Annotated in this window: 12 protein-coding genes; 9 read left to right on the top strand and 3 right to left on the bottom strand. The window is 45.7% G+C overall.

Annotation, left to right across the window (positions count from 1 at the left end; translation table 11 throughout):
* Window positions 1-187: 187 nt before the first annotated feature.
* From EA408_00865 to EA408_00840, 6 genes are all read left to right on the top strand, one after another.
* Window positions 188-2419: a glycosyltransferase gene (locus EA408_00865; protein ID TVR75146.1), complete on the top strand. Its 2232-nt coding sequence runs from the start codon at window positions 188-190 to the stop codon at window positions 2417-2419.
* A 51-nt stretch (window positions 2420-2470) separates the two neighbouring features.
* Window positions 2471-4360, top strand: coding sequence for an aldehyde ferredoxin oxidoreductase (locus EA408_00860; protein TVR75145.1), 1890 nt, complete (start codon window positions 2471-2473; stop codon window positions 4358-4360).
* A 194-nt stretch (window positions 4361-4554) separates the two neighbouring features.
* Window positions 4555-5157 (top strand): hypothetical protein, encoded by a 603-nt coding sequence (locus tag EA408_00855; GenBank protein TVR75144.1) that lies wholly within the window; start codon window positions 4555-4557, stop codon window positions 5155-5157.
* A gap of 271 nt (window positions 5158-5428) precedes the next feature.
* On the top strand, window positions 5429-6322 hold the full coding sequence (locus tag EA408_00850; GenBank protein ID TVR75143.1) for a hypothetical protein: 894 nt from the start codon (window positions 5429-5431) through the stop codon (window positions 6320-6322).
* On the top strand, window positions 6235-7809 hold the full coding sequence (locus tag EA408_00845) for an O-antigen ligase family protein (protein ID TVR75142.1): 1575 nt from the start codon (window positions 6235-6237) through the stop codon (window positions 7807-7809). The genes EA408_00850 and EA408_00845 overlap by 88 nt, the downstream gene beginning before the upstream one ends.
* Window positions 7781-8593 (top strand): class I SAM-dependent methyltransferase, encoded by an 813-nt coding sequence (locus EA408_00840; GenBank protein TVR75141.1) that lies wholly within the window; start codon window positions 7781-7783, stop codon window positions 8591-8593. The genes EA408_00845 and EA408_00840 overlap by 29 nt, the downstream gene beginning before the upstream one ends.
* Here EA408_00840 and EA408_00835 read toward each other — a convergent pair.
* On the bottom strand, window positions 8531-9490 hold the full coding sequence (locus EA408_00835) for an NAD(P)-dependent oxidoreductase (GenBank protein TVR75140.1): 960 nt from the start codon (window positions 9488-9490) through the stop codon (window positions 8531-8533). The two genes, EA408_00840 and EA408_00835, sit on opposite strands and share 63 nt — an antisense overlap.
* Window positions 9491-9497: 7 nt before the next feature.
* A complete protein-coding gene (locus tag EA408_00830; protein TVR75139.1) occupies window positions 9498-10550 on the bottom strand; it encodes a hypothetical protein in 1053 nt (350 codons plus the stop codon).
* A gap of 318 nt (window positions 10551-10868) precedes the next feature.
* On the opposite strand from EA408_00830, the gene EA408_00825 reads away from it, so the two are divergent.
* The 3 genes from EA408_00825 to EA408_00815 all read left to right on the top strand — a co-directional run bounded on the left by EA408_00825 (window position 10869) and on the right by EA408_00815 (window position 14247).
* Window positions 10869-11387 (top strand): heme-binding protein, encoded by a 519-nt coding sequence (locus EA408_00825; GenBank protein TVR75138.1) that lies wholly within the window; start codon window positions 10869-10871, stop codon window positions 11385-11387.
* A 267-nt stretch (window positions 11388-11654) separates the two neighbouring features.
* Complete coding sequence (locus EA408_00820; GenBank protein TVR75137.1) at window positions 11655-13454, top strand: DegV family EDD domain-containing protein; 1800 nt, start codon at window positions 11655-11657, stop codon at window positions 13452-13454.
* Between the two features lie 13 nt (window positions 13455-13467).
* Window positions 13468-14247, top strand: a complete 780-nt coding sequence (locus EA408_00815; GenBank protein TVR75179.1) for a DUF1295 domain-containing protein — start codon at window positions 13468-13470, stop codon at window positions 14245-14247.
* Between the two features lie 4 nt (window positions 14248-14251).
* Here the strand turns inward: EA408_00815 and EA408_00810 are convergent.
* A partial coding sequence (locus EA408_00810) for a glycosyltransferase (GenBank protein ID TVR75136.1) occupies window positions 14252-14611 on the bottom strand: 360 nt, incomplete at its 5' end.

Below are 14611 nucleotides of genomic sequence, written 5' to 3'. Positions count from 1 at the left end.
TCAGAAGAACAATAAGAAAGCGCCGGCCAGGAACCTGAAAGAGAAAAGGGCAGCCAAAGAAGCCAAGCGTGCAGAAAAAAATAAGAGGAGCGAATTATAAGCTGCCTGTTGAGAAAATTTATATTGGCGTCATTTGTCCAGGAAGATCTACTTCCTGGAAGATATAGTTATTACATAAACCAAACTAATGAAGATTGCTTTCATAGGTACATACCCACCCAGAGAATGCGGCATTGGCACATTTACCAATAACCTGTTTAATTCCGTTGTTAAAAACAATACATATGCAGGAATTCCCAATGATGGCTTTGTTGTGGCATTAAACGATTTTACCAATATTTATGAATACCCGGAGGAGGTAAAACTAACAATCAGGCAGGAGCATCAGCGAGATTATATACAGGCAGTTAAGTACATTAACTTAAGCGGCGCTGACCTTTGTATTCTCGAACATGAGTTTGGTATATTTGGCGGTCAAAATGGAGTATATATCTTACCCTTGTTGCATCGACTGGAAGTACCACTGATTGTTACACTGCATACCATACTTAAAGCACCATCCTATAATGAAAAGGCTGTTTTGCAGGAAATCTGCAAAATGGCACACAAAATAGTTGTAATGAGTCATAAGGCTATTGAATTTTTAGTCGACATCTACGATGTTCCTAAAGGGAAAATAGTGTTTATGGACCATGGTGTTCCTGATTTGCAATTCAGTGCCGAAAAATCAAAAAATGAGTTTAAGCTTGAAGACAAAAAAATACTCACAACATTTGGGTTTATTGGTCGCAACAAGGGCATTGAAACAGTAATTAGAGCTTTGCCAAAAGTGATTGAAACCCAACCCAATGTTATTTACCTGGTTTTGGGCAAAACCCATCCCAACGTATTGAGGCACTCGGGTGAGGAATACCGCATTTTTTTAATGCGCCTGGTTAAGAATTTGCAATTGGAAAAACATGTGGTTTTTTTAAATGAATTTTTAGATGTTAAAGACCTGTTCAAATATTTGTCGGCTACCGATATATATATTACGCCTTACTTAAACGAGGCTCAAATAACCAGCGGCACACTTTCTTATGCGATAGGTGTTGGGGCGGCTATAATATCAACACCCTACTGGCATGCCTCGGAGTTATTGGCCGATGGCAGGGGAAGACTATTTAACTTCAATGATTCAGATCAACTGGCCTCAATCTTGACAGAACTACTCGACAACCCTGCTGAGCTAAACAAGCTCAAGAGTAAAGCCAGGGAATATGGCATGAAGATAACATGGCCAAAAACAGGACAAAAATATATCGCCCTGGCCGAACAGGCGATGATGCAGGATGTCGAAGAATTGGAAAAAAAGGATACAATCCTGGATTCTCTTATCCTGCCGTCTTTTTCCCTGGTTCATATTAACAGGCTGACAGACGATACAGGCATTATCCAGCATGCTAAGTTTGGTATTCCAAACTTAAAAGAAGGCTATTGCCTTGATGATAATTCACGAGCGTTGCTGATGGTGTTGATGGCATACAGACAAATGAAGGATGCTCGCGCACTCGAATTGTCGCCAATTTATTTGAGTTATATCCACTATATGCAAAATAAGGATGGTACTTTCAGAAACTTTTTGAGTTTCAGCAGAAATTATCTTGATGAGGTTGGTTCTGAAGATTCCTTCGGCCGTACTATTTGGGCTTTAGGATATTTATTGGGCAATGCCCCCAATGATGCCTATTACCAGACGGGGCGGCTGATGTTTTTTAACGCAGCCCCTAATTTCGAAAAATTAAAATCCATAAGAAGCATAGCGAATACTATTATTGGGGTGTGTTATTATCTCAGAACAAATCCTTCAGATGATTCAATGACAGAAAGGCTCCGGGGTATGGCACATACCCTTATTAAACATTACGAGGAAAACGAATCGGCTGACTGGAAATGGTTTGAGGCGCTGCTTGCTTATGATAATGGCATATTGCCATTGGCGCTTCTGCATTCGGCAGGAATCCTTAACGAAGACCGGGTTTTGGAAGTAGCAATAGCATCAATGCAATTTCTTACTGAACATACACTTAACGGAAATTACCTGTCAATTATCGGTAACGAAAAATGGTATAAGAAAGACGGTGAGCGCTCCATATTTGCGCAACAGCCCATTGATGCAATGGCTATGGTTTTAATGTATCACCAGGCTTTTCATGTAACGAAAGATAAAGAATACCTGAACAAACTATATACTTCATTTTTGTGGTTTTTAGGGGAAAACGATCTTAGAATGAGTTTGTACGATTTTGAAACCAAGGGCTGTTGTGATGGCTTTGAGAGTTATGGGATAAACCGCAATCAGGGAGCCGAAAGCTCATTGGCATATTTAATCTCTCATATAACGGTATTGCAAGCCTATGAAGAATTCCACAACAGATAAGGGAACAATTAATGTTTTGATTAAATTTATCGGTGGATAAAACATAACATCATGGCGGAAAAAGGAACTGAATACCTCCGGGTACTTATGATTGATGCATCCAATGGTTTTTATCGTATAAACAAGTATCCTGTCGGAGCGTTCTATGGTCCTGTCGACCTGGGTATTCATCTTGCTTTTAAACATAACAGCCTGAATGTTGGTGCCGGACTGCTGGCAGGATCGGTCTTTCCGGGATCAAACAGACTGATGTTTACGGGTATTTCACCCTCATGGCATGGGTTCTTCATTTCTTCCATGGGTGGTGCAGCACTGGTGTTCGACAACCTGGGCATTAACATGTTCTCCATAATAGGGAAGGCTCATACGCCATCTATTCTCTATCTCAACCGGAACCACGGGGAGGAAGTTGAAGTTGAGCTGCATCCGGTGCATCCCGTGACCGTCTGGCAGACGGGAAGGGGAGGGGTATACGGGGTGATGCAGTATGCCCTGGACCGCTTCTCCTCACGGTACGAGAAAGAACCCAGGGTGCTGGCTGTGGGGCCGGCCGCAATGCATACCGACAATGGAGCTATTGCATCGGCGCCTGTAAAGAAAGGGGAGCTGACTGCCGTGGATTGCTGGGCCGGACGGGGAGGCTTCGGCACCAAACTCCTGCAGCAACATGGCATTATGGGCATCATTTACGGGGGTACATGGGTAGATGAGGATTTCAGGGATCGCATGGTGGCCGACCAATGGTTTCACGACAGGTATGAAAAAAAGATGGCGGCCAAAGACTTTGAGGTCACCACCAAATACAGGTATGATCCGGAATTTAACACGGGAGGAACCTTCGGGGTCAACTTCGCTACGATGAATGAACGGATCATTGCATTCAATTACCGGACTCTTTATATGACTAAAGAGGAGCGCCTGGACCTGCATAAGCGGTTTGTTGTGGATCATTACCTCAGGCAGTTTAATGAGGAAACCATCGAAAAGAAGCAGCAAAAAAACTGTGGAGAGCCCTGTGTGGCCGTTTGCAAGAAAATGCACAACCATTTTAAGAAAGACTACGAACCCTATCAGACAATGGGCCCGTTGTGCGGGGTGTTCGACCAGCGTGCCGCCGAACTGCTGAATGGCAAAGCAGATGCTTACGGTTTCGACGCCATATCGGTGGGCGGGGTGCTGGCGTGGCTGATGGATTGCATGGCAGATGACCTGATCAAGCCACAGGAGCTGGGAGTGAAGCAGAAACCGAAATTTATAATTGAGGATTTTGATGTGGTAAAAGACTCCATGCACAATGCCAAAATCGGAGCAGCCCTGCTTGACGAAATGGTCAGGGTCGATGGCAAAATTGACCTTTCGCTTGGTGCCCGCAAGCTGGCCCGTCACTTGTCGCGCGAAAAAGGGGTTGAGGTCATTGATCGCTTCGTGCATGTCGGCTTTGCCCGGCAAGGGTGGATGGTACCAAACCAGTACTGGACACCCGGGGTGCTTTCACCTATGGCCATCATGGGTAAATATTACATGGTGTACGGCAAGGATTTTATCCCGCCACGCGAACTGGGAAGGCAGAATGCGGAACGCATGATCATGGAACTGATGTTGGACAACCTTGGGTTCTGCCGTTTCCACCGTGCCTGGGCTGAAGAGATCCTGCCGGATGTGATGGAGAAACTTTACGGGCAGCGGGATGATTTCCTGCGAAAGCTTAAGCTTACAGCAACCAGGATCAATAGCCGTAATGCCTCAATTTTCTGGGAATCGGAGCGGAATGTGGACTTTGTCTATTATTTCCTGAAGAAAAAAGCAGATGAAGATGGTGTGGATGATGAGGAGTTAAACACATGGATCAAGGCATTTGAAAAAGATAAGTTTGAAGCAGGATTGCAATTCTGGTTCGAAATTCACAAGGGAATTCACGAAACCCTGAGGGAGTTTCACTGATTATAATCCAAAAATATCGCCTTGGACAGGTTGGATATATTCCTGGACTATAGAAGCTTAACGTTCACACATTGCGTGGTCCCGGGAGTGAAAGGGCTGGCCGTCACCTTTGTATTGTTTGCTGCCGGGGCGTAATACTATTTTAAGAAAGCTATTCATTATCTTGCAGAATACAATACGACAAACATTCTGCCATGAACACAGTTGCTAAATACCTGGTATTTTTTGTGATCGCCACCTCTTTATACTCCTGTAACTCACAGAGGCCGGTACACTACTCCAAAACACACTCATACGGTTTTCAGCACGATGATCATGTATATTTTCTTCTTGATTACCAGGTTTGGAAAAGAGGCGGCAGATTCTGGTTCATAATGCCAGTTCAGCTGCCTTCGAAGATTTATCTAAAACAGGTTTACCTGTACAGGTATGAACCTGACCTGAATGACCTGGAAAAACTTGCTGTTCTGCGCGATGAGGCCATGCGGTCAATCAACGTCAGGTACACTAAGTTTACGGAAGACGACAATAAGATCGTTTTTGCATATCATGCCGGTTACGACGAAGAGATCAACCCGCTGATCGATCTCTTCATCTGGGACACCCAGACAGGTAAACCTGATGATACCGGGTTCGAAAATCCTGTAAGAGATAATCATCCCCTGTACCAGGAATATTTCAGCGATTACCAGTCGCCGTGGCGCGACAATCCTGCAATTATCAGTATATCGGCATTAAAAAATGAAATACTGCAGCACCTTACCAATGAGGATTATGATTTGCCGGAAGAGTGGTAGGGGGGGATCCTTCTGCCAGCCTCTTCCCCTTCCCGGTTGAGCATATAGAGCAGACATCCCGCATCCATTACATAAGACCCGTATAACCGCCAATCGACAGGATCAGGCAGGATCTGGCCGGCACCCCTTGCTGCCACAAGGATGAAGATGCCCCGTTCATTTCCGCGAAAGCAAAATTTCAGAACGGACTTAAACAAATTGGCTGTTTATTTCTTTACTTTGTTATATCAATGATTTTTATATGGATAGATCAGGATTTGATGTCTCATGGATGTTCAGGCTAAATTTTATCAAGTGGGTCGCAGGGGGTTCGGCAGCCATTTTCCTGCTTGTGCTGCTGCTGACCTCACCGCTTATAATAAAGCCTTTGTACGAGTCCGCGACCACCATCTATGTCCCCCTGACCCTTTTTAGCCGGCAATATGAGCAGCTGGGAGTCGGCTTCGGGAATAATGAAGAGATAGACGCACATATTCAGATACTCAGTTCAACCCGCATACTCGACAGCCTGGATGCTGTTTTCAGCCTTTCGGAAAGACTGGGTGTTGACATGGACGATCCCGGAGGGCGCAGCAGGTATTACCGTGTTGCCGGAAACCGGATAACAACAGAGAAGACCCGTTACGGCTCAGTCTCGGTCAGGGTAAGGGATAAAGACAGGATATATGCAGCTGAGATGGCCAACCGGATAGTGGCGCTGGGTGATCTGATAAAGGAAGACATTTTGCTCGAGAACAGGCTTGCAGCCTATAACTTTGCCAGGGAGCTTTACATGGAGAAACTGGAGGAAACGCTGGAGATGGAGAGGCAGATCATGGGACAGGGAGCAATATTGCCATTGCAGCGTTTGAAGACCGGAACAGCAGATATCAGTCCCGCTGAAATATTTGGCCACGCTGAAGCTGAAGAAGCTGATGACGTTACTCCCGGTGCATTGAGACAGCTAACCACCTATGAGTCCGAGCTATGGAACCTGACCTCTTTAAAGAATGACTATGAAAGGGTAAGAAAAAGCCTTGAAACACCCATCCCCCGCAGTTATGTGGTTTCGCCCGCGGTTGTTGCCGAAAACCCGGCATGGCCTCCCCGGCTGCTCCTGGCTGTTGCTGCTGTAATTGCATTTGTGATCATAATGGTCTTTGTCAGGATAGTCAGAATGGATTAATTAACCGGGTGCAGATGCCAGGGAACGCGATAAACAGATACGGTATACTTTCAGTGACATCTATTGTTGCATTGGTTATAGCCATTATTATTGCAGGATCATTGCTCTATCCCGTGCTTGCGATCATGACTGGCGCCATCCTTATTTTTGTCCTTGCCCATCTTGTTGTGCGCTTTAATCTGCAGGCTGTCCTGCTTAAGTTGATGGCTTTTGTGCTTCCCTTTTCAGTAACGGTTCCACTGACTGAAGGTTCAATGATCAGGGTGCCGGGAGAACCGCTTGTCCTTGTTGCCGCGGCGGTGCTGTTCATGGAAATTGCAGGCGGATCCTTTAAAAGAATGAATGACGTCCTTCACAGGGAGTTCCTGTGGTTGTTGCCGTTTGCCGCTGCATTTCTTGTTACAATACCCTTTTCGCAGATCCTGGTTGTTTCGGTAAAATTCTCATTCATCAACCTGCTCTACATGCTGGTGTTTTACATCTTCGTTGCAAGGCAACTGAGGTATGACAGCAACCTGTTTTTCCAGATGATTCTTCTCTACAGCATGGGGATGCTGGTTGTGCTGTTGTGGAGCCTGTTCAGGTTCTGGCAATGGGAATGGAACCCCGTAGTCATGCGGGGTATCTTTCTGCCGTTTTACAATGATCATACCATCTTTGGAGCTTCAGCAGCCATCCTTGCTGCCCTGTGGCTTTCGACAGTCACTTTGTGCCGCAACAACAAAACACGCATATTCTGGCTGGTAACAGGATTGTTCTTCATTATGACAGTGATCTTTACTACCAGCCGGGCCGCCCTGCTCAGTCTGCCGCTTTTCCTACTGGTTTTGACGCTTCTCTATTTAAAGCTGAAGGTAAGGCACCTGCTGATCATTGGCGGTGTATTCCTTTTGGGGGTCGTGGTGTTCCGCCAGCCGCTGGTCAACCGGATGCAGCAGGTTGAGGCCCTTTCGTACGATGTCAATGCAGGAATTGGCGAGCGGACTGTTTCATCTGCTAACATCAGCACCGATGTATCAAATATTGAAAGGCTCAACAGGTGGGTGTCGGCATGGAGAATGTTCAAAGAGAGGCCGTTGACGGGTTTTGGTCCCGGAACCTACCAGTTTACCTATATTCCCTACCAGGAGCCTTCACTGATGAACAGGCTCACTGTTACGGACCCCTGGAATGTGCCTGAAGGATCAGGAGGCACTGCTCATTCAGAGTACCTGCTTGCGCTCAGTGAGATGGGGATTATGGGACTTGCTGGCTGGCTGCTTTTTATCGGGCGGCTTATGTTTCTGGCTTTCGACCGGAGTACCGGCCATCGTTCGCGCGTTATAATAATTGCAGCATTTGCCGCTTTGGCTACCTGGTTTTTTCATGCATTTTTCAACAATTTCCTGAATACCGATAAATTTGCTTTTCTGTTCTGGGGAACTGCGGCATGGCTTGTTACAAACTATCATACGAAAGATGAAGAGCACCTATTACGGCAAAATTGAGGAGTATTATGACGGCGATGCTGCCGGCTTTGAGGAGCGGTACTGGCAGAACCCAGTTCTGCAGCGCATGAGGCAGGATTTCAGGGAAGAGGTGAAACGGTTCAGCTTCAGCAGCATGCTTGAGATAGGGTATGGGACCGGACTTGACATGGTTCATTTTGCCGCGACCCATCCTTCCGTTCAGGTAGCCGGAATCGATATTTCGGGCGAGATGCACCGGCTCGCATCCGCCAGGATAGAGAACATGCAGCTTGAAAATGCCGTTGCTGCAAAGGGTAAAATTGAGGAACTGGAAGATATTTTCCCCGGCAGGCAGTTTGATATGATCTACGTGTTTTTCGGCGCCTTGAATACCGTGGAAGACCTGGAGGGAGCCGCCAGGATACTCCACCGCGCAGCAACACCCGGAGGCGTGCTTGTCCTCTCGTTTGTGAACAGGCATTACCTGGCGGGTATGCTCATAGAGCTGCTCAAGCTTCGTTTCAGGGCAGCATTTTCAAGGCTCAGGACCAGCTGGGGAGGGTATTCGCCTTCACGAAGCCTGCCAAGCCGGTGTTACAGTACCGGTCAGATAAGAAAAGCCTTCAGCAATTTCATCCCGGTCAGAAGGAAAGGCTACAGCATTGTCAGTCCGGCCTGGTATTATCACCGGCTTAACCGGCTGTTAAGGAGATTTGGCAGGATTTTATGGAAGACCGATATGGCATTGCAGAAAACGCCGCTATGGAAGTTCGGCGAATACACCCTGTTTGTTTTCAGAAAGCCCGACAACGGAAGCAAGTAACTGTTCCGGGTCCCGGATAGTAATCCCTGCCCTGTGGTGAAGTTCAGGGTACAGAGTGCCCATGGGAGAGGAGGAGAGCAGCGCTGCTGCGGTAACCTTGCCGTATTTTTGTCTTAAACGGTTCTCAGGTATCATTTCAGTTTCTGCGTTCAGCATCCGGGCAAGGGTATTTGAGAAGTCAAGCTGCGTGATAATATCTCCCGAGAAGATATTCAGGTTGCTGCCTTTTGAGCCGTACTGCCCCAGGGCATGTATCATTGCAGCGCAGTCGTCAAGATCGGTCAGGGACATACGCTGTGTACCCTCCCCGTAGCAAGGCACCCTGCCGGTGTGCCGCCAGGGTTTATAGAAGAACTCCATGAACCATGAACCCGGTCCGGCGATCCAGCCAGGACGTGCAAAGCGGACATCAAGGGACCCTTCACCCTGCGCCTCTATCCAGGGCAGCTCGTTGCGGTAATAATAGCGCGCAAAAGATTCAGGGCTCAGCGGTGAGTTTTCAAATGCCGGATCGTTGTCCGGCCGGTCGCCGTACATCAACGATCCGCTCACATACACTACCACGGGCGTCGCCGGCAGAGACCGTAAAATCTTTACCAGTCGCCTGTTGGCTCTTTCACCTGTGGCTGATCTCAGTTTTCGGGTTAACGCATTACTACCCGCCGGTCTCGCCAGGTGATAAACTATATCGGGCGGGTACCGTTCAAACCAGCCAGGCTCAATGCCCGAAAGAGTGCCGGTAAAAGTGCTGAAACCCTCCAGTAACCGCCAGTGAGCTCTTTTATGAACCAGAAGGTGGAGCCTGTTTGCCTTGTCGTGCGACAACAGCCTTACAAGAGCCGACCCGATAAATCCGGTACCTCCCAGGATCCATATGTTTCGGGACGGTTTTATCATAAAGAATTTATTCTGTTGTCCGCTGTGGGTCCGTTGCCCGCTGTGGGTCCGTTGCCCGCTGTGGGTCCGTTGCCCGATGGCGTTCTTCTGCCCGCTGCGGGTCCGCTACCCGCTGGTGTTCTGCTACCTGCTGGCGTTCTGTTACCTGCGGGCCTTCCCCTATCTGCGGGCCTTCCGCTACCTTTAAATACCGGTTAACCCGCTCATTATATTTATCCATTATACTTAACTGCTGACTGTTTGGTAAATACTTCAGCTCATGCCGGAGAACCCTGAAGTTGCGGGCAAAAGTATCATCATTCATATGAGAAAACTGCCTTCTTATCCATGATCTGGATCTCCTGTGAAGGTAATTATCCAGTCTGCCGGTGAGCGGTCCGGAGAGCAGTTTCTCGACCAGTCTTTTCAGAGCAGGCTCATTATTATGGCAATCGTAATTATTATTTTCCATTAAATTCGGATAGTATTCTTTTACCCAGCTGTTCTGATCCAGCAACCTCTGGTGCATGGAACTGTTGAAAAGCGGTACCAGGAATGCGATCTCGGTTGCAGTGTACCTGTTGTGCTCTTTGATAAACAGATGGTTGCTGTCTACAAAGTAGTTGATGCAGAAATTCCTGTACGAATTGAAAAGAAAAACTTTCTTGAAAATGGTGAGCAGTGATCTCACCAGCCACAACCGTTCCGGCTCTGTCACTATGAAGTAGTCAATATCATCTTCCTTTGCCGCAAAGCCCTTTGAAAGAGAGCCGGATATAAATACACCCCTCACGAAGGGGAACCAGGAGATAAGCCGGGAGAACCTTTTGGCCGTCTTCATCCTTCCGACTGCCCTGTTGTTGCCATTAAGCCGCCTGACCACATTCTGCCTGTTGGCGCCCACATAATAAAGTCCCCCAAACCGGTTTATCAGCCCTTCCCTTTGCAGCATCTTAATAGCTGCATCTGCACTTTCCCCGGCCCCGCCTGGAATACCCGAATAGGCAATAAGCTCCCTCTTTGTAAGGGGGTACGAGAAAATGTCAAAATAGAGCAGAACCTTCAGCAGCTCATCGGCCATAGATGGGTTACGTTATAAATTTTGCCATCTTGTTGGAAAGGCATATCAAATATAATCCTCCAATTGAAAATAATAACAAAAAAACCAGGAAGAAGTTTTATAATAATACCCCTTTCGGGGGAAAAAAAACGATACCGCCTTCCCATACCCAGTAATATAGCAGATCTTTTTGTCTTGTGTTTTATTAAAGCGGTTAATATAATGAACTAAACCCGTTGTTTTGTGTTTAAGATATTAAACAAAATATTAGACATTATGAAAACACACAACAACATAATCCGAATACTCTTAACAGTGCTTTTAATACAAACCACAGCCATGGCATCAGGAAATACAGAAGAGCAGAAGTATACCGTTGTCTCTTCAAATGAGGAGTTTGAAATACGGTTCTATCCGTCAGCCACGCTGGCTACGGTCTATATGAATGCAGCCTCTTACAGGGAGGTCTCACGTCCGGGTTTCAGGACCCTGGCCGGTTATATCTTTGGCGGCAATGAGTCAGAGACGAAGATATCCATGACGGCCCCTGTCCATATGAATATATCAGAAGACCGTTCTTCCATGAGCTTCGTGATGCCGTCTTCATACAATCCCGACAACCTTCCGAAGCCTGATAATTCCAGGGTGATTATAGAGGAGACCAAAGATGAATATGTGGCTGTCATAAGGTTTTCGGGCTACGCCTCCGACAATGACATTAAGAAGCAGTCAGAAAAGCTCCGGAAACTGTTGATCGAAAATGGCATTGAATTCTACGGAGACTTCCGTTATCTGGGATACAATTCCCCTTACAAGTTTTTTAACAGAAGGAATGAGATTATCGTGTCGGTGAGGTAGATTGCGAAGCAGGCCACAGGTCTTCGACCTGCAGCCAACCGCTATCCGGGATTAAGCTAAGAGCCGGTTCCATGAAACCAGAGGTTTCGCGTGTAGGAAAAAAATTGTACTTTTAACATGCGTCACCAGTGATAAAATATAATCAGCCTCACTCAGAAGCTAACCAATGCTGGCGCTTTTACTTATTCTGAATGAGGCGTTATTTCTTTATCCATCAGTTATTTTAACTTGTTTGCAGATTGTTAATGAGTATATTATTTAAACTGTATGAGTGAAGCTGAAAAACAGGGTATCAACGGAAAATTCCTTTACTATGCATTTATTGCAGGTGGAAATCAGATACTGCAAAATCAGGCAGAATTAAACAGGATAAACGTATTCCCCGTAGATGACAAGGATACGGGAACAAATTTTGCTTCTACGGTTCGTTGGGTAATTGACACTATCAAACCTCACAAATCATATAAAGCCACTGTAAATAATATTGCAGATGCCGCATTAATGGGGGCAAGAGGAAATTCGGGAGTTATTTTCGCTCAGTTCCTGCATGGTTTGAATCTTGAAACACAGAACAAACCCATTATTACCCTTCCTGACTTTGCCGAAAGTGTAAAAAAGTCAATACCGTATATGTACGAGGCCGTTGCCAACCCGGTCGAAGGAACCATGCTGACAGTTATTAAGGATTGGGCTGACTTCCTTACCAGTAAAAAAGAGGCCATCCACGATTTCAGAAATGTGATGATCGATTCCTTTGCTGTTTTGGAAAAATCTTTGGCAGAGACTACCTTGAAATTAAAAGTGTTAAAAAAAACAGGCTTTGTAGATGCCGGAGCTAAAGGATTTGTTCTGTTCATTAAAGGTATTATCGGGTTTATAAAAAACAGGGACATCCGCAATCTGAAAGTTGAATCGCAGGAAACCATCTCTCTTGTTCATTCGGAGGATATGAAATACGAAGAGATCAAGCACCGTTTTTGTACCGAAGCCATCATAAAGAATTTGGCCATTAATAAATCCGAACTTCAGGAAACCTTAAGTACCAGCGGTGATTCGGTTGTTGTTGCCGGATCTGAGAGCATTTGCCGGATACATGTGCACACCAGCCAGCCGGCAGAACTGTTTCACCGGCTGAAAGATATTGGAACCATCACATATCAGAAAGTGGACGATATGGTCCGCCAGCAGGAAACGATTACCAAAAGAAAATGGAATATTGCCCTGGTAACTGATTCCACTTGCGATTTGTCACAGGAATTGATTGATTTATATCAAATTAATGTCGTTCCCATAAACCTGAATTTTGGCGACAATCATTATCTGGATAAGCTGACTATCCAACCCGATCAGTTTTACGATTTACTTGAGACCAATGCTGAATTCCCCAAAACATCTCAAATTAACGAGCAGACCTTTACCAGCTTGTATTCACATCTGGCTTCGCATTATGATGCCATTATTGCCTTGCATCTTACCGGGCAGTTTAGCGGAACCTATGCAAACAGCGTTAAGGCAGGCGAACGCATACAAAAGGAGTTTAGCAAACCCGTTCATGTGATCGATTCAAAGAATTTATCAGGAGCACTCGGATTACTGGTGCTGAAAGCAGCAAAGGGCATTGAAGCCGGAGAGCCTGTCGAATCCATCGTAAGATCAATTAAGTCTGATGTGCTTAATGCAAAAATATTTGTCAGTGTCAGGGATTTGAAATATATGATCAAGGGAGGACGGGTTTCCAGGCCAAAAGGTTTTATAGCCTCTGCGCTTGGGTTGAACCCTGTTATCTCGATGGATGAAAATGGAAAATCTGTTTTATTCGGGAAAACTTTCAGCCAGCAGTCCAGCTTAAAAAATATTTACACGCATATTGAAAAAATAAGTCGTGGAAGGACAATCTGGAACTACATCCTGCTCCATGCGCATAACCCTGAAGGGGCTCATAAAGCAGAAGATAAAATGCTGGAGATTACCGGCAAAAAACCGGTTTCGGTAGTCGATATCTCTCCGGTTATAGGAATGCATGCCGGAATCGGCACCATTGGCATTTCATTGTTGTTTGATAATTAATTTGTTTTTGCAAATGCTGACCCCGTTTTTACAAGCCTCGCTCATCATTTTCATCCTGGTGACACTCCTTTGGATAGTAAGCGTTATTATAAAAGATGTAAGCATAATTGACCTGTTCTGGGGACTTGGTTTCGTGGTGGTAAATTCCTTTTACTTCTTTGTATCGGGCGATTTGAATGAACGAAAAATACTCCTGCTGGTTCTGGTCTCAATCTGGGGCTTGAGGCTTTCCATTTATCTGGCCTGGAGAAACCTGGGCAAAGGAGAAGACTTCAGGTACCGGGAATTCAGACGAAAGTACGGCCCGCATCGCTACTGGTGGTTTAGCTACTTTCAGGTGTTTCTGTTGCAGGGAGTGTTGATTATGCTTGTTTCCCTGCCCTTATTGGGAGCCAACGCCGGAACACAAAACGAGAATCTTACCTGGATAGATTACCTGGGTATTTTAGTGTGGCTGATTGGATTTGTGTTTGAGGCCGGAGGCGATTTTCAGTTGGCCAGGTTTAAAAGCAATCCCCAAAACAAAGGAAAGGTGCTAGACAAGGGATTCTGGAAATATACCAGGCATCCCAATTATTTTGGCGATTCTGCCGTCTGGTGGTCTTTTGCCATTTTCAGTATAGCTGCCGGAAATTACTGGCAGATTGTTGGTTCAGTGCTTATGACTATACTGATAATAAAAGTCTCAGGAGTTTCATTGCTTGAAAAATCTTTAGATGACAGGAAACCACAATACCGGGAATACATTCAAAAAACCAGTCCGTTTTTCCCGTGGTTCCCAAAAAACCCATAAACCATTAATCGGAATAAAATTCTTTGATCCTCGTGGGCGATACACCGGTTTCATAAGCCATCACTAACGCAATATTCAGGAGTTGCTGCCTGATAATTCCATTTTGAATAAATCTTCTGGCAGAAGTTGTCACTGCCAGGGGCAGTTTGATGAACCGTCCTTTTCTTCTGATCTCTTTTTGTATCTCAAGATCCTCCATTACAGGAATATCTTTATACCCTCCTATTTCATCAAAGATGGTTTTTCTGATGAAGATGCCTTGATCACCCCACGTCAGATACTTGTTATTTATCCTGGTGAAGCGGGCAAGAAAATTCAGAATCCGGTTCTGATCGTCGAACTTCACATAAAAGCTGCCTCCCGC

Source organism: Marinilabiliales bacterium, from assembly GCA_007695015.1.
GTDB lineage: Bacteria > Bacteroidota > Bacteroidia > Bacteroidales > PUMT01 > PXAP01.
This window is presented reverse-complemented; position numbering and strand designations above follow the sequence as displayed.